This is a genomic window from Streptomyces chryseus, from assembly GCF_014650755.1.
Classification (GTDB): Bacteria; Actinomycetota; Actinomycetes; order Streptomycetales; family Streptomycetaceae; genus Streptomyces; species Streptomyces chryseus.
In genome coordinates, this window is sequence record NZ_BMVO01000001.1 from 674,233 (window position 1) to 689,049 (window position 14,817).

Here is a 14,817-nt window from a genome sequence, read left to right on the forward strand (position 1 = left end):
ACCGAGAGAAGCCTGCGTGAATCAGGGGTCGCTTCGGCACGGCAGCGTCGTAGAAGACAACAACACTGCGGCCGAAGGTCTCGCTGGCGGCCGTGAGTCCCATGGGACCCATGTCCGCCTCCGGGCGCCGGCTGAGGCGTGCTCAGCAGTATGTCGACGGTCCGGCGAAGAGCTACTCCCCTTCTGCTCCGAACAGGGTACGCGACCGGGTTCCGGGCCGGTCAGGGCCCTTGGTCCCGCCGCTCCCGCGCCCCGTCCGGCGCGTCGCGGTGCAGCCGCCCCCGCGCCACCAGTTCCAGCACCGCCGCGACCGCGACCGCCTGCACCGCGAGCAGCGCGACCAGGACGAACAGCTGCACCACCCCGGCGAGCAGCGGCGACGCGCCGCCCAGCAGCATCCCCACGAAGGCGCCCGGCAGCGTGACCAGGCCCACCGTCCTGGTCTGGTCGAGACCGGGCAGCAGCGCGTCCGAGGCGGCGGGGCGCGCGACCTCCAGCCTGGCGTCGCGGTCCGGCAGGCCGAGCGCCATGCCCGCCTCCACCTCCCCGCGCCGCACCGCGAGCTCGTCGAGCGCCCGCCGCCCGCCCAGCACCGTCGCGGTGAGCGCGCCGCCGATGAGGATGCCGGTGACGGGGACGAGCGCGATGCCGTCGGCCGGCACCAGCCCGGTGAGCAGGAGCGCGGCGACGACCGGGAAGACCCCGGCGGCGATCGGCACGGCGGCCCACCACCAGGTGGCGTTGGGGGTGACGCGGCGTCCGGCGGTGCGTACGGCGACGGCGTACATCAGGGCGAGGAACGCGAGCAGCAGCCATCCGGAGCGTACGACCCAGCCGATCAGGAGCGAGACGGCGAGGAGCTGGACGGCGGCCCGCACCCCGGCGGCGGCGACCGCCCGGCCCCGGCCGCGGGACCCGTCGTCGGACAGCCGCGCGCACGCGACGACCGTGACCGCCACCGCGAGCAGTACGGCGAGCACCGCTGCGAGCGTGCCGCCGACGGGCAGCAGGACCTGGGCGTCGGCGGCGAGGGGTGTCGCGGGCGGTGCGGGCACCACTCAACTCTAGGACCGTGGAGGAACGGTGTCGGAACGTCAGAAGTCTTGATGTGACGTGCTCATGTCGTCACGCTGTTACCTGGCGCCCATCCCCCGGAAACCCGGCGCCGCCAAGCTGACCGAGCCCGGCGACGGGCGGCACCGGCGCGGTTCCACCCCGTCCGCGTGCCCGCCCCGGCCCCGGTCCCCGGTCGGTCCCCCCACAACAAAGGGAGTTCGCATGTCAGGTGTCTACGCGCGTCGAGCAGGGCGCCGAATAGCCGTCGCCGCCGCGTCCGCCGTCCTCGCCGGTACGAGCGTGCTGCTCACCGCCCCCACCGCCCAGGCGGCCCCGCCCACCCCCGTGAGCGCCGCCACCGCCCGCACGTACCTCGGCCAGCTGACCGAACGCGCCGAGGGTTCGTCCACCGGGTACAGCCGCGACAAGTTCCCGCACTGGATCACCCAGTCGGGCGCGTGCAACACGCGCGAGGTCGTCCTCAAGCGCGACGGCACGAACGTCCAGCAGGACTCCGCCTGCGCCGCCGTCAGCGGAAGCTGGTACTCCGAGTACGACGGCGCCACCTGGACGGCTGCCTCCGACCTCGACATCGACCACGTCGTGGCGCTCGCCGAGGCATGGCGCTCGGGGGCGAGCGGCTGGACGACCTCCCAGCGGCAGGCGTTCGCCAACGACCTCTCCCGCCCGCAGCTCATCGCGGTCACCGACAACGTGAACCAGGCCAAGAGCGACCTGGACCCGGCGGAGTGGATGCCGTCGCGCACCGCCTACCGCTGCACGTACGCCCGGATGTGGGTGCACGTGAAGCACCACTGGAACCTGACCGTGGACTCCGCCGAGAAGAGCGCGCTCCAGGGCGTGCTCAACAACTGCTGACCTGGACCGGAACCGAACCGGGACCGCAGGAACCTACCCGTCCGCCTCCGTCGTTCCGTACCCTACGGGGCGACTGAGGAGGACGACTTATGGCCGGGCTTCGGCTGGGACCACTGCTGCGGTACGTCGACCGGGAGGCCGGTGACACCGCGACCGTCTGGATCGAGGCGGACCGGCCCTGTACGGCGGAGGTGCGGTGCGACGACGGTGCGGGCGGTTCGTCCCGTACGTTCCAGATCGCCGGGCACCACTACGCGCTGGTCACCGTGACCGGGCTGCGCCCCGGCTCGGAGACGGCGTACGAGGTACTGCTCGACGGGCGGCGGGTGTGGCCCCTGGAGGGCTCCGGCTTCCCGCCGAGCACCATCCGCACCCCCGCCGGACCGGACGAGGAGGTGCGCGTCTCCTTCGGCTCCTGCCGGTGGGCCGCCCCCGCCGAGGGCGAGCACGACCCCGTGGGCCCGGACGCCCTGGACACGCTCGCGGCGGGCCTCGCGGCCGACCCCTCGGCGAAGCGGCCCGACGTCCTGCTGCTGCTCGGCGACCAGGTGTACGCCGACGAGACCTCGCAGGCCACGCGCGAGTGGCTGGCCGCGCGGCGCGATCTGCGCGAGCCGCCGGGCGCCGAGGTCGCGGACTACGAGGAGTACACCCGGCTGTACTACGAGTCCTGGCTCGACCCGCACATACGCTGGCTGCTCTCCACCGTCCCCAGCTGCATGATCTTCGACGACCACGACGTGATAGACGACTGGAACACCAGCGCGTCGTGGGTGGCGCAGATGCGGGCGACACCCTGGTGGCGGGAGCGGATCCTCAGCGGCCTGATGTCGTACTGGGTCTACCAGCACCTGGGCAACCTCACACCCGCCGAGCTCGCGGCGGACGAGCTGTTCGCGGCCGTACGGGCGGATCCCGACGGCACGGACAGCCTGCGCGCGTTCGCGGCGCGGGCCGACAGCGACCCGGCCCGCGTGCGCTGGAGCTACCGGCGCGACTTCGGGCGGGTGCGGCTGCTCATGGTCGACACCCGGGCGGCCCGGGTCCTGGAGGAGGACCGGCGCGCGATGCTCGACGACGCCGAGGCGCGGTGGCTGCGCGACCAGGCGCTGGATGGCCCGGGGTCGTACGACCACCTGCTGATCGGCACCTCGCTGCCGTGGCTGCTGCCGCCGCTGATCCACGACGCGGAGGGCTGGAACGCGGCGCTGTGCCGGGGCGAGCGGGGCGGGCCCGGCGGGCGCTGGGCGCGCTTCGGCGAGGACCTGCGCCGCAGATCCGACCTGGAGCACTGGGCGGCGTTCCCGTCGTCCTTCGAGCAGCTCACGGACCTGATCGCGGAGGCGGGCTCGGGCCCGTCGGCGCCGGCGACGGTCTGCGTCCTGTCCGGCGACGTGCACCACGCGTACGTCGCCGAACCGGACTGGCACGGCGGCGGCGGCCCGGCGGCGCGGGTGCTCCAGCTGACCTGCTCCCCGGTGCACAACAGCATTCCCGCCTCGATACGGCTCGGCTTCCGCTTCGGGTGGAGCGGTACGGGCCGCCGCCTCGGCCGCTTCCTGGCCCGGCACGGGCGGGCCGACGAGCCGCGCATCGGCTGGCGCAAGACGTCCGGGCCGTGGTTCGGCAACCAACTGATGTCCTTGTCACTGCGCGGCCGGTCGGCGGTGCTGCGCCTGGACCAGGCGCGGGCGCGGAAGGGCGGCGGCACGGGCCTCACGACCGTGCTGGAGAGGGAACTGACCGAAGCGGACACGACCCGGGCGGCCCGCCGGTGAGGGAACCGCGAGGCCGGATCCCCCGCCGTCCCGTGATCCTTCCCACAGCGGCGGGGATCCTGCGCGACAGGGCTACGACTTGTCGCACTCCACCGGCATGATGATGCGGACCCTCCGCTTCCAGCGCCCCCCACCACGCTCGCCCCGGGAGTCACCGCTTTGTCCGCAGTGCACCAAGCCCTAGCCGTCGTGGGCGCCGGTCCCCGCGGCACCAGCGTGCTCGAACGGCTCTGCGCCTCGGTGCCCGCGCTGGCCCCGGACACCCGGCTGACCGTGCACGTCGTCGACCCGGCGCCGCCGGGAGCGGGCCAGGTCTGGCGCACCGGGCAGTCCGCCGAACTGCTGATGAACACGGTCGCCTCCCAGGTCACGCTCTTCACCGACCCGAGCGTCGCCTGCGAGGGCCCGATACGGACGGGGCCGAGCCTGTACGAATGGGCCGCCTCCCGAAGCGGCGGGACCCCGCCCGGCGAGGCGGCGCTCGGCCCCGACGACTACCCGACCCGCGCCCGCTACGGCCGCTACCTGGAGTGGGTCTTCGGCCAAGTGGTGCGCGGGGCCCCGGAGTCGGTCACCGTGCGGGTGCACGCGGCGCGCGCCGTGCGCCTCCAGGACGCCCCCGGCGGCGCCCAGACCCTCACCCTCGACAACGGCGAGACGCTCACCGGCCTGGGCGCGGTCGTCCTCGCCCAGGGGCATCTGCCGGTGCACGAGGACCCCGCGCAGTCGCACCTCGCCGCGCACGCCGCCCGCCACGGCCTGCGCCACCTGCCCCCGGCGAACCCGGCCGACCTCGACCTGTCCCCGCTCGCCCCCGGCGAACCGGTCCTGCTGCGCGGCCTGGGCCTCAACTTCTTCGACCACATGGCGCTGCTCACGGCGGGACGCGGCGGCGCCTTCACCCGCGCCGCCGGCGGCGGCCTCGTCTACCACCCGTCGGGCCGCGAGCCGCGCCTGTACGCGGGATCGCGGCGCGGCGTACCGCACCAGGCGCGCGGCGACAACGCGAAGGGCCCGTACGGCAGGCACGAGCCGCTGCTCCTCACCCCGCGCGTGATCGCGGCCTTCCGCTCCCGCGCGGACGCCGGAGATCCGCCCGACTTCCTGGCCGAGATATGGCCGCTGGTCGCCAAGGAGGTGGAGACGGTCTACTACGAGGTGCTGCTCGGCGCCGCCGCGCGAGGCACCGGTTTCCGCGGGCGCTTCCTCGCCACCGCGCACGGCGGCGCCCAGGAGGCGCAGGTGCTGGCCGAGTTCGGCGTACCGCACGACGAGCGCTGGTGCTGGGACCTGACCGCCCGGCCGTACACCGGACACACCTTCCGCGACCCGGCGGACCACCGCGCCTGGCTGCTGCGCCACCTGCGGCGCGACGCGGCCCACGCGGCGCTCGGCAATGTCGCCGGTCCCCGCAAGGCGGCCCTCGACGTACTGCGGGACCTGCGCAACGAGCTGCGGCAGATCGTGGACCACGCCGGTCTGCCGGGCGCGTCGCGCCGCGACCACCTCGACCGCTGGTACACGCCGCTGAACGCCTTTCTCTCGATCGGCCCGCCGCGCCGCAGGATCGAGGAGATGACGGCGCTGATCGAGGCGGGCGTACTGGACGTCATAGGCCCGCGCACGACGGTGGAGACGGCCGGCGGCGCCTTCGTCGCCCGGTCCCCCGACGTCCCCGGCTCGGAGGTCACGGCCACGACCCTCGTCGAGGCCCGGCTGCCGGAGCCCGATCTGCGGCGTACGGCGGACGAACTCCTCGCCCGGCTGCTGAAGACCGGCCAGTGCCGTCCGCACACGGTCGACGGGTACGAGACGGGCGGCCTGGACGTCACCCGCCGCCCGTACCGCCTGATCGACCGTCAGGGACAGGCCCATCCGCGGCGGTTCGCGTTCGGGGTGCCCACGGAGGGCGTGCACTGGGTGACGGCGGCGGGCGCCCGGCCCGGCGTGGACTCGGTGACGCTGGCGGACGCGGACGCGGTGGCGCGCGCGGCACTGCGCGCGGCGACGGCCCTGCGCACGACAGCGGTCCTCAGCTCACCCCCGGCGCACCGGACACCGGGCTGAGCGGCCGACCCGCACGACCCGCGTTCCGGGGCGGATCCCCGGCACGTTCGCGGCGGTGACGCGGGCCGTACTCCCGGCGGTGTTCCCGTCCGTATTCCCGTAGGTGCATTGAACGTGACATGTCCAACATCGTCACGCCCCCGGCGATCTCCGCCGCAGCGGCAGGCGTACGCTGTATGGCTGTACAGCCGCCCCTGCCGCTCCCCTGCGACGTCGCGGCGTTGTTACGAACCGGGGAGTCACGTTGTTCGAAAGTGTGGGGGCGCTGACCGGCAGCCCATGGATCTACGCGGTGGTCGCGTTCTGCGTCGTCATGGACGTCTTCCTGCCGGTCCTCCCCAGCGGGGTCCTGGTGATCACGGCCGCCACGGCCGCCGCCGCGGGCACCACCACCGTCGCGACGGCGGGCCAGGTGGCCCACCAGGTGCCCGACATCCTCGCGCTGCTGGCGTGCGCGACGACCGCCTCCGTACTGGGTGACTTCGTCGCCTACCGGCTGGCCTGGCGCGGCGGTGAACGTCTCGACCGGGCCATCGCCCGCTCCCGCCGCCTGACCACCGCGCAGGAACGTCTCGGCACCGCCCTCAGCCGGGGCGGCGGCATCCTCGTCGTCATCGCCCGCTTCGCTCCGGCGGGCCGCTCGGTGGTCTCCCTGGGCGCGGGGGCCGCGCACCGCAAGGTGAAGGAGTTCCTGCCCTGGTCCGTCCTGGCCGGTGTGGCGTGGGCCGGGTACAGCGTGGGCCTCGGCTACCTCGGCGGGCAGTGGCTGGGCGCGTCGTGGCTGGGCGCGGCGGTCTCACTGCTGGCGCTGTTCGCGGCGGGGTCGCTGGCGGCCCTGTTCGTACGCCGCCCGGTCCCGGCACCCGCGCCGGCCGAGGCTCCCGCGGCGCTCTAACCCGCTACCGGGCCGCTTCTCGCACTGTCCGGGTTCCGCCCGCTCCTCGCACTTCGAGCCCGGCGAGCAGCTTGCGGGTCGCCTCGGCCACCGCGTCGACGGCCTCGTCGAAGACCTCACGGTTGTGGGCGGCGGGCGCCCGGAAGCCGGAGACCTTGCGCACGTACTGCAAGGCAGCCGCGTGGATGTCCTCGGAGGTGGCCTCTTCGGGGAGGACGGGCGGACGGAGCGTCTTGATGCTGCGGCACATGACTCGACCGTAACTCCGCGACCCCGCCCTTGGCACGGCCGTCGGGCCGGAAATACGCGGGGCCTCGGCGCCCGGACCTTCAGCGCCCGGGCCATCCCCGCCCGGCGCCGGTCCCGCCGCCCCCGCCGCCGAGGAGCGCCTCGGTGATGAGGCGGACGGCGCGCGCGAGGCGGTTGAGCTGCTCCAGCTCGGCGGCGTACATCTTGATGGTGCCCTCGATGACCGTCTCGGAGACGCCGATGGTCGGCAGTTCCGCCCGGCAGGTCCGCAGCGCGACCCGCACCGCGCGGATCTCGTGCTCGACCTGGAGCTGCGCGTGCCGGGCCAGGAGGACGGGGTGGCGGGTGAGCGTCGAGTATCCGGCGTACCGGGCCGGCAGCAGGTCCCTCAGCCAGCGGGCCGCGGTGCGCTCCCAGTCGTGACTGCCGGGGGCCTTGACCTGACACGGCCAGTCCGGGCTGATCGTTGCGAGGGTGGGGGACATCGTCGTCGCTCCGGCGGGTGGGGGACGGGCTCTGATCGCGGGGTGCCGCGGTACGTATGTGGCGGTCCCGGCCCAGGGGTAGACCGGGACCGCCAAGGGGGGGCCCTCCGCCGAGGAAAGCGGAGTGCCCGGTGGAACACCCGAGGGCGGCGTGAGGAGGAGTGCGCCGTCCGTGAATGTCCAGTTGTGTGATGCTGCGAGGCCCTGACGGCCACCCGCAGTAAACATATATACCGCCGAGTACGCAAGGGTATGAAAAAATTCATACCCTGCGTGGTGTGAAAGACCGCGCTGCGTAACCGTCGGCGTGGGCGCCGGACGCCGGGCGGCTCAGTCCTCCAGGAAGAAGTCGTGCTGCTCCGCGACCTGCTCGTACCCTTCGAGCCGCGACTGCGTACGGACCGGGTCGGCGTCGGCCATGGCCTGGAGCACGGCGGCGGACAGCACGCCGGGCGCGGAGTAGGAGTCGAAGACCAGCCGCGATCCGGTGCCGGCCGTGAGGGCCACGTCGGCCTCGTCGACGAGCGAGCCGAGCGTGAGATCGGTGATCAGGGCGACGCGCAGACCCGTACTGCGGGCCGCCTGCATCGCCGCCAGGGTCTCGTTGGCGTGCCGGGGCATCGCGAACGCCACCACCCAGGTGCCGCCCGCCTCCCGCGACTGGAGCAGCGCGTCGTAGGCGACGCTGCCGCCGCGGGTGACCAGCCGTACGTCGGGATGGATGCGCCGGGCCGCGTAGGCGAAGTACTCCGCCAAGGAGACCGAGATCCGCAGACCGAGCACCGTCAGAGGCACCGAACGGGCCAGCTCCCGGCCGACGTCGAGGACCCGTCCGGGGTCGGCGAGCGTACGGCGCAGACTCTCCAGGTTCTCGATCTCGGCGTCGACGGCCGCCTGCAGCTCGTTGCGGCGGACCTCCTCCCGCGCGTCGGGGGAAACGGCGACCGAGCTGAGCGCGATGGGCTGCAGGGCCTCCCGGAGCGCCGGGTACCCGCTGAAGCCGAGCGAGGACGCGAACCGGGTCACCGAGGGCTGGCTGACCCCGACGCGCTCCGCCAGGTCCGTGATCGACAGGAACGCGGCCTCGGTGAGGTGGTCGACGATGTACTGGGCGATGCGCCGCTGCGCGGGGGACAGCCGATGGCCGCCGAAGAGCGCCCGTACCCGGTCCGTGGGAGACGCCTCCGCCTCCGGGGCCCGCCGTCCCGGCGTGATCGCGGACGCCTGCGCCCGTGCCTGCTGCCTTGATGGCACCGGCGTGCCTCCCTCTCGTCCCACTGACGCTCAACATAACCCACCCCCCGAGCGGGCGGCCTCGGCCGATGCGCTTGCGGCACCGGGCCGCCGCGCCGCAGAATCGCGGGCGGAGGCCCCCCATGGAACGCGAAGCGCTCGCGGGCCTGCTCACCGACGGCACGCGCGCCGCGACCGCCGCGCGTGCCGCCGTGCTGGAGGGCGGTGCGTACACGGTGTGGGACGGAGCGCCCCCTGCGAGGAGCTTGCCGGAATCTACGCGCGCCGCCTGCGGCACAGCCGCCGCACCGGCCCGCTGACCACGCCCGCGCCGCTCTCCCCCTGCGGCCGCAGGCGTCACTTGCGCCCCCTGCGCGCCTTGGCTGCGCGTTCGGCGTCCTTGCGCCTCTGCACGGTGTAGGAGGACCAGTCGCCGCGGTGCAGATCGCACCGCGACGCGTCGACCATCGCCAGTCGTCGGCACCGGGTTCCCTTCGCGGTCTGCGCTCCGCACCTGGACTGCGTACGAGCCATGATTCCCCACCCCTGGTCTCGGCTGTCGTACGGACCGGTCCAGGGTCACGCGCCGCGCACCGCCGCCGGAAGGCGCACCGCTCCACGGGCCGGAGCACGGCCGCCGGACCCGGGTGGCCGGGGGCGCACAGCCCCGGCGGGCGGCTCATGCCGCGAGAGGCACCTGCTCCCCCTCGGCCGGGTTCTCGTAGTGGGCCCAGACCTGGTTCAGCTCGTGCTGGTAGTAGAGCGAGTACAGGCCGGCGACGATCATGAGAATGAGCCCGATCCACGGATTGCAGGTGGGCTGCATGCCGGCCGACTTCTGCATCCGCGCGATGCGCTGACCGGTGTTGTAGACGGAGACGAACGGCGGAACGATCACCAGCCAGCCCACGGTGATGGCCAGCACGGCCCCCGCCGGACTGACCTCGACCCGCTGATCGAAGTCGCGGGCCTCGCGGTTCACCTTGTAGTACCAGACCAGGTGGTAGATCCCGAGCGTGATCAGCGGCCAGACCAGCCAGACGAGAAAGATGTTCCGGTACTTCCCGGCACTACCTGCCACGACGACGCACCTCCCATGCATCCAGCGCATCCCCTCTCCAGTCCAACACGCCCACCCGCACCACGCGCGCCACACGCACGTCAGCTGGCTCGGTGACGCCGGCTCGATCGTGAGGGGTGCAGGGGAATCTGGGCCGCCGGTGTCGCCCTCCTCGATCCGAGACGAACACCGGCTGCGACGCACTCGGCGCGACCAGAGCACCGCGACGGCGCCGCGACGCACACCAGCCCGCACACGAGGATCGTCGCCGAGCGCCGGACGACGCCCCGACGGTCGCCGCAGACACTCTTCGGGCTCGACGTTGACCGCCGTGCACGCCTTGAACATCAGGCAGCCGGGCGGGAATTGCCGGGAACGCCCCCGCGGGTCACTCTCGACCCGATACATTCACTGGCCCCCCACAGAGCCACCCGTTGACCGTTCGAGGGGACCACCCGCATGAGCCAGCAGTACCCCTACCCGCCGCAGCAGCCCTTCCAGCCGCCCCAAGCACCGCGGAAGAGCTGGGCCGCACGTAATCCGGCAGCCACGGTCCTCATCGTCCTCGGCGGTGTCGTGGGCGCGTTCTTCGTCTTCGTCGTCGTCATCGGCCTCGCCATCGGTGGGAGCAGCAGCGACGGCGGGAAGCCTTCCGAGGCCGTGGCCGCCGAGTCGAGCACTCCGCTGAAGAAGCCGGTCCGAGAGCCGACCGAGAAGGCCGAGAAGGCCGACGAGAAGCCTGCGGAGAAGCCGAAGCCGAAGTCAGTACCCAGGAAACTCAGCCAGGCCGACCAGTTCAAGGCGTTCGTCGCGAAGAGCGGGCTGGCAGGCGAGAAGCAAGCGGTCAAGCACGTCACCAAAGTCCAAGGTGCCGACGAGCAGAACGACATCCTCGACACCGCTGAGATCCACACCGACTTCAGCGGAGGCTTCATGAGCCCCGACCACGGCAAGGCCAAGCTCATCGCCTCAGCCTTCGCCGACTGGAAGGACTCGAAGAACGGGCTCGTCAGCGTCCACGGCAAGGACGGCAAGCTCATCGCCAACGGCAACTACTGAGCCAAGTCCATTGCTTGACCGCCTCAAGGCCCCCGAACTCGGGGGCCTTGCACACGCCACTGGAGAGCTCGCGGGTCGCCCATGGCGTGCGGCCGTGGAAAGCCGCCGGTCGTACGTAACCATCGGCGTTGATGTCGGACACCATCGTCCGCCAGGTGAAGTCCAAGACTGTCCATCGGGCCGGGCTCGTCCCCTCAGGCATCTTCGCGAGCTGCCCGGTGATCAACTCGTCAAGAACCCTCGGTGAAGCGGACGGACCAGGCGTAGCCACTCAAGCTGTCGTGCGGAACCCGCCGGACCTCTGTGACCTGGCAACTGTCGTGAGCGTACTTGAGGGCGAACCGGTCCAGGCGCTGCGCGTCGGTGAGATCCTCCATGGACAGAGGTGCTCCGACGACAAGGTCTTCGTGAAGGACTTCGTCCGGGGCGGCTCCGGTCGAGCAAGCCGAGCAATCATGCGTTTTCGGTAGGGCCATACGTTCAGTGTCCTCCTAACCCGGAGGCTGTGGCGCTCCCAGGGCGCCTGGTCGCGCAACACAGCAGCCTCCCACCGCGGTGAAGGGCACCACGCTGTGCGCAGCCGGACCACATCCTCCCCCTTGAATGCGAACTGCCGGCAGGGCGGTCACTGCGGTCTGCCCGGCTGACAGATCCGCTATTCAGGTGCGGTGAAGGCCGGCCTTGTACAGCAGTGATGCCCGAAAGATCCGCAAGTGCTGGTGGGACTCGGTCCCGCTCTACCGGTTGCGTGTCCTGACCCAGCAGACCGCGGCGATGCCGATCCCCAGGGCAACGATGAACGGGACAGCCATGGCGATCATGGTCCCCAGATCCAAGGTTCCGAGCATGTGCGTCTCCCCCGTCATGACCCCCGCCACGGGGCATCCGTCGCGCGGTCTCGCGTGGGATGACCATGACATGCGTTTCGGCGCTCACGGCCTCCGAAGTGGAAGTCTTGAGGATCTTCTGAGCAAGTCCACCGCCATGCCTGTCCCGCGCACTACGTGGGACCTGTCCGCCAGTCACGCGCTCGGTGGCGGTCCGTGGATCTGCGCCCTGCCGCGGGGCCCCTCTCGGGCGGCCTCGTCGCGTTCGACGCCGAACCGAGTGAGCCGCCCGGCCCGGATGATCAAGCGGCGGCCGAGCGTACGTGACCATCCCCGTTGATGTCCTGACCTGGATGTCACGTGGACTCTTTGTGGACTGCGAAAGCCCCCAACCGTGATCGGTTGGGGGCCTTCGTACGCCTTCGTACTGGTGGGCGCGGACGGTTTCGAACCGCCGACATCTGCTTTGTAAGAGCAGCGCTCTACCCCTGAGCTACGCACCCGTGGATGAGGCAACAGCGTACATGGAGCGGGGCGCGGGGTCGCAATCGGACAGGTGGTCGCGGGCTGGTGGGGATAACCCCCGGGCCCGTTCGGTGGTGGACCGCATCGTGCTGGGGCGGGGGCGTTCGTACCGTGAAGGCTCACACGACGTACTACCTGGGGGATCGATCACCGTGGCTCTTCGTACCCGCGCCTTCGTCGCCGTAGGCGCCGCCGTCGTCGGCGTGGTCGCTCTGAGTGGTTGTGGCGTCGAGGCCAAGGACGCTCCCGCCGAGGAGCGGTCGTTCCCGTTCAGCGGGGACGCGCTGACCATCCACGCGGACGACTCCGTCCTGGAGCTCGTGCCGGCCGATGTGAAGGACGTGGAGGTCACCCGGCGGACCGACGGGTGGGTCTTCCTCGGGTCGGGGCCCGAGCCGAAGTGGGAGATGAAGGACGGGAAGCTGGTCCTGGACCAGCGCTGCGACGCGATGGCCAGCGACTGCGAGGCGTGGCACCGGGTGAAGGTGCCGCGCGGGGTCGCCGTGACCGTGAAGGACGACAACGGGAGCGTGACCGCCACCGGCTTCGACAAGCCCCTGAATCTGCACGCCGACAACGGCGAGATCACCGTGAAGGACTCCAGCGGCCCCCTGGAGCTGAGCAGTTCGAACGGCGGGATCGTCGCGGATGGCATCTCGTCCAAGCGGGTGACCGCCGAGTCCGACAACGGAAGCGTACGGATGGCCTTCACCTCCGTCCCCGACCTGGTGGAGACGACGAGCGACAACGGCGAGATCGGCATCGACCTGCCGCGGGCCGCCTACCGCGTGACGGCCCGGAGCGACAACGGTGACACCAGGATCGGGGTGCCGCGCGACCCCCAGAGCCCCCACGTGGTGCGGGCCCGCAGCGACAACGGCGAAGTCACCCTGCGAACCGCGAACTAACGCGCCCGTGCGTTCGTCCTTACTGGTGGGAGAATGAACCGGGCAGGCGGACACAGCACGGGAGAGGGATGTGACGGCGACAGACGCGCAGCCGTGCACGCAGCGAGTACGCCGCCGTACGACAGCGGGTGCCGTCAAGGACGTCGTCACGCTCGTGCTGCTGCCGGTGCCGCTGCTCGTCGCCCTCCCCTTCGCCTTCGCCGGCGGTGGTACGAGGCGATGGTTCGGCGGCCGCGGGGAGAATGTGCGCGCCGACGCCCAGGCCGCCAAGGACGCCGCCGCGGCGGCCTTCTACGAGTTGGACACGGCCCAGCGCGACCTGCGGATCTCGATCGAGACGATCGCAGCCGTGGACAGTTCGCCCGCAGGCCGCAAGGCCGTGGACGACTTCGCCGCGCTGGGACGTCGTATCGACGAGGTCAGCCGTGCGTACATCACCGCCGTCGACGCGCACGACCTCGACCGCGACGACCTGGAGGCCGCCACCGCCGCCAGGGCCGGCGCCGAGCTGACCCGCGCGAAGGACGAGCTGGTACGGGTCAAGGGCGAGCTGGACCGGTACGCGCAAGCACTCGGCCCGCTGCTCGACACGGCGGAGTCGCAGCTCGCGCGGCTCGCCCCGGCGGTGGAGCGGGCCCGTCAGTGCCTCCTCGCGGCGAGCAACGCGCTGGACGCGGTACGGGCCTCCGGGCTCCGGGCCGACGATCTCGCGGCCCGGCTCGCGGCCCTCGGGCCCGAGCTGACCAAGCTGAACCAGGGAGCCGGGCGGCACGGCGTACCGGAGACGCTGCGGCGCGCGGACCAGGTGCTGCGGGACGCCGAGGCCGTACGGAGCGAGGCCGAGCGGCTGCCGGAGCGGGCGGCGGAGATCGACCGGCGGCTGGTGTCGCTGCGCACGCGGGCGCAGGCGCTGACGACCCGGGCCGGCAAGGTCGAGCCGGTCCTGAGCGAGCTGCGCCGCCGGTTCACGGCCGCCTGCTGGCAGGACCTGCAGGGCGTGCCCGCGCAGACGGCGGACACGGTGCGGCGGGCCGAGGAGAAGATCAAGGAAGCGGCGAAGGCCCGCGACGAGCAGCGGTGGCCCGACGCCGTCGCGCTGCTCAGCACGGTCCGGGCGCTGCTGAACTCCACCGACGAGGCGGTTTCGGCCGCCGGCGACCGCCTCCAGCGCCTCAACGCCGTGTCGAAGGACCCGCAGCACGAGATCGAGCGGACGCGGTTCGCGATCAGGGACGCCCAGCGGCTGGCCATGGCCGGCCGCAACACCCCCGATCCGCGCCATGCCCGCCCGCTGGACGACTCGGTGGCCCGGCTGGACCGGGCCGTCGCGGGCCTGGAAGGCCGCCACCCCGACTACTGGCACTTCCTGACCGAGACGGAAGCGGTACGGCGGACCGTGGCCCGCGTCGTCTCGGACATCCGGGAGGAGCGCGGCGCGGGCTCGTGAGGCCGGCGGCTCGGTCGCTGGAGGAGCGGTGGGGGCCGGGCCTGCTCGGCCGCGCCCACGCAGCGGCGCTCCCTCCCCGCACGCCCCGCGGGGGCGACCTCCGGGCGGGGACTCAGTAACCTGTGGGCATGCCCCGTTACGAGTACCGCTGCCGCTCCTGCGGCACCAGCTTCGAGCTGAACCGGCCCATGGCCGAGTCCTCCGCCCCCGCCACCTGCCCGGACGGGCACGACGACACCGTCAAGCTGCTGTCCGCCGTCGCCGTGGGCGGCACGGCGAGGGCCGCCGCCCCCGCCCCCTCCGCTGGGGGCGGCGGCGGATGCTGCGGTGGCGGGGGCTGCGGCTGACG

Annotated in this window: 16 protein-coding genes and 1 tRNA gene; 9 read left to right on the forward strand and 8 right to left on the reverse strand. The window is 72.5% G+C overall.

The annotated features are described in order from the left end of the window. Positions 1-221: 221 nt before the first annotated feature. Entirely contained in the window at positions 222-1,055 is an 834-nt protein-coding gene (locus tag IE185_RS03130; protein ID WP_189714544.1) for an ABC transporter permease, read from the reverse strand. A 223-nt stretch (positions 1,056-1,278) separates the two neighbouring features. Between IE185_RS03130 and IE185_RS03135 the strand changes: the two genes are divergently transcribed. From IE185_RS03135 to IE185_RS03150, 4 genes are all read left to right on the forward strand, one after another. After that, positions 1,279-1,935: an HNH endonuclease family protein gene (locus IE185_RS03135; protein ID WP_189714546.1), complete on the forward strand. Its 657-nt coding sequence runs from the start codon at positions 1,279-1,281 to the stop codon at positions 1,933-1,935. Positions 1,936-2,024: 89 nt separating this feature from the next. Beyond that, positions 2,025-3,713: an alkaline phosphatase D family protein gene (locus IE185_RS03140; RefSeq protein ID WP_138899122.1), complete on the forward strand. Its 1,689-nt coding sequence runs from the start codon at positions 2,025-2,027 to the stop codon at positions 3,711-3,713. A 159-nt stretch (positions 3,714-3,872) separates the two neighbouring features. Then, positions 3,873-5,780, forward strand: a complete 1,908-nt coding sequence (locus IE185_RS03145) for an FAD/NAD(P)-binding protein (protein WP_189714547.1) — start codon at positions 3,873-3,875, stop codon at positions 5,778-5,780. 244 nt (positions 5,781-6,024) lie between these two features. Then, the gene (locus tag IE185_RS03150; protein WP_189714549.1) at positions 6,025-6,675 is read left to right on the forward strand and encodes a DedA family protein; all 651 of its coding nucleotides are present in this window, start codon (positions 6,025-6,027) and stop codon (positions 6,673-6,675) included. Between the two features lie 4 nt (positions 6,676-6,679). Here IE185_RS03150 and IE185_RS03155 read toward each other — a convergent pair whose 3' ends face one another. The 3 genes from IE185_RS03155 to IE185_RS03165 form a co-directional block, all read right to left on the reverse strand. Beyond that, complete coding sequence (locus IE185_RS03155; protein WP_138899052.1) at positions 6,680-6,925, reverse strand: DUF2277 domain-containing protein; 246 nt, start codon at positions 6,923-6,925, stop codon at positions 6,680-6,682. Between the two features lie 79 nt (positions 6,926-7,004). Continuing rightward, complete coding sequence (locus IE185_RS03160) at positions 7,005-7,409, reverse strand: hypothetical protein (RefSeq protein ID WP_189714551.1); 405 nt, start codon at positions 7,407-7,409, stop codon at positions 7,005-7,007. Between the two features lie 330 nt (positions 7,410-7,739). After that, positions 7,740-8,663: a MurR/RpiR family transcriptional regulator gene (locus IE185_RS03165; RefSeq protein ID WP_167519016.1), complete on the reverse strand. Its 924-nt coding sequence runs from the start codon at positions 8,661-8,663 to the stop codon at positions 7,740-7,742. Positions 8,664-8,785: 122 nt separating this feature from the next. Between IE185_RS03165 and IE185_RS03170 the strand changes: the two genes are divergently transcribed. Further along, positions 8,786-8,962 carry a hypothetical protein gene (locus IE185_RS03170; RefSeq protein ID WP_170198263.1) on the forward strand — a complete coding sequence of 59 codons (177 nt, stop codon included), beginning with the start codon at positions 8,786-8,788 and terminating at the stop codon, positions 8,960-8,962. Between the two features lie 37 nt (positions 8,963-8,999). On the opposite strand, the gene IE185_RS03175 is transcribed toward IE185_RS03170, so the two are convergent. Together IE185_RS03175 and IE185_RS03180 are read right to left on the reverse strand one after the other, a co-directional pair. Next, a complete protein-coding gene (locus IE185_RS03175; RefSeq protein WP_170198264.1) occupies positions 9,000-9,176 on the reverse strand; it encodes a hypothetical protein in 177 nt (58 codons plus the stop codon). Between the two features lie 145 nt (positions 9,177-9,321). Beyond that, the gene (locus tag IE185_RS03180; RefSeq protein WP_229843324.1) at positions 9,322-9,723 is read right to left on the reverse strand and encodes a DUF4234 domain-containing protein; all 402 of its coding nucleotides are present in this window, start codon (positions 9,721-9,723) and stop codon (positions 9,322-9,324) included. Between the two features lie 438 nt (positions 9,724-10,161). Here IE185_RS03180 and IE185_RS03185 point away from each other — a divergent pair, with 438 nt between their 5' ends. Beyond that, the gene (locus IE185_RS03185) at positions 10,162-10,761 is read left to right on the forward strand and encodes a hypothetical protein (protein WP_229843325.1); all 600 of its coding nucleotides are present in this window, start codon (positions 10,162-10,164) and stop codon (positions 10,759-10,761) included. 230 nt (positions 10,762-10,991) lie between these two features. Here the strand turns inward: IE185_RS03185 and IE185_RS32950 are convergent, their stop codons facing one another. Both IE185_RS32950 and IE185_RS03195 read right to left on the reverse strand, forming a co-directional pair. Further along, positions 10,992-11,138 carry a hypothetical protein gene (locus tag IE185_RS32950; protein WP_229843326.1) on the reverse strand — a complete coding sequence of 49 codons (147 nt, stop codon included), beginning with the start codon at positions 11,136-11,138 and terminating at the stop codon, positions 10,992-10,994. Positions 11,139-12,016: 878 nt separating this feature from the next. Then, positions 12,017-12,091, reverse strand: a tRNA-Val gene (locus tag IE185_RS03195). A 174-nt stretch (positions 12,092-12,265) separates the two neighbouring features. Here IE185_RS03195 and IE185_RS03200 point away from each other — a divergent pair. From IE185_RS03200 to IE185_RS03210, 3 genes are all read left to right on the forward strand, one after another. After that, on the forward strand, positions 12,266-13,021 hold the full coding sequence (locus tag IE185_RS03200) for a DUF4097 family beta strand repeat-containing protein (protein WP_229843327.1): 756 nt from the start codon (positions 12,266-12,268) through the stop codon (positions 13,019-13,021). Between the two features lie 70 nt (positions 13,022-13,091). Continuing rightward, positions 13,092-14,468: a hypothetical protein gene (locus IE185_RS03205; RefSeq protein ID WP_138894391.1), complete on the forward strand. Its 1,377-nt coding sequence runs from the start codon at positions 13,092-13,094 to the stop codon at positions 14,466-14,468. Between the two features lie 128 nt (positions 14,469-14,596). After that, positions 14,597-14,815, forward strand: a complete 219-nt coding sequence (locus IE185_RS03210) for an FmdB family zinc ribbon protein (RefSeq protein ID WP_138894392.1) — start codon at positions 14,597-14,599, stop codon at positions 14,813-14,815. Positions 14,816-14,817: the final 2 nt, after the last annotated feature.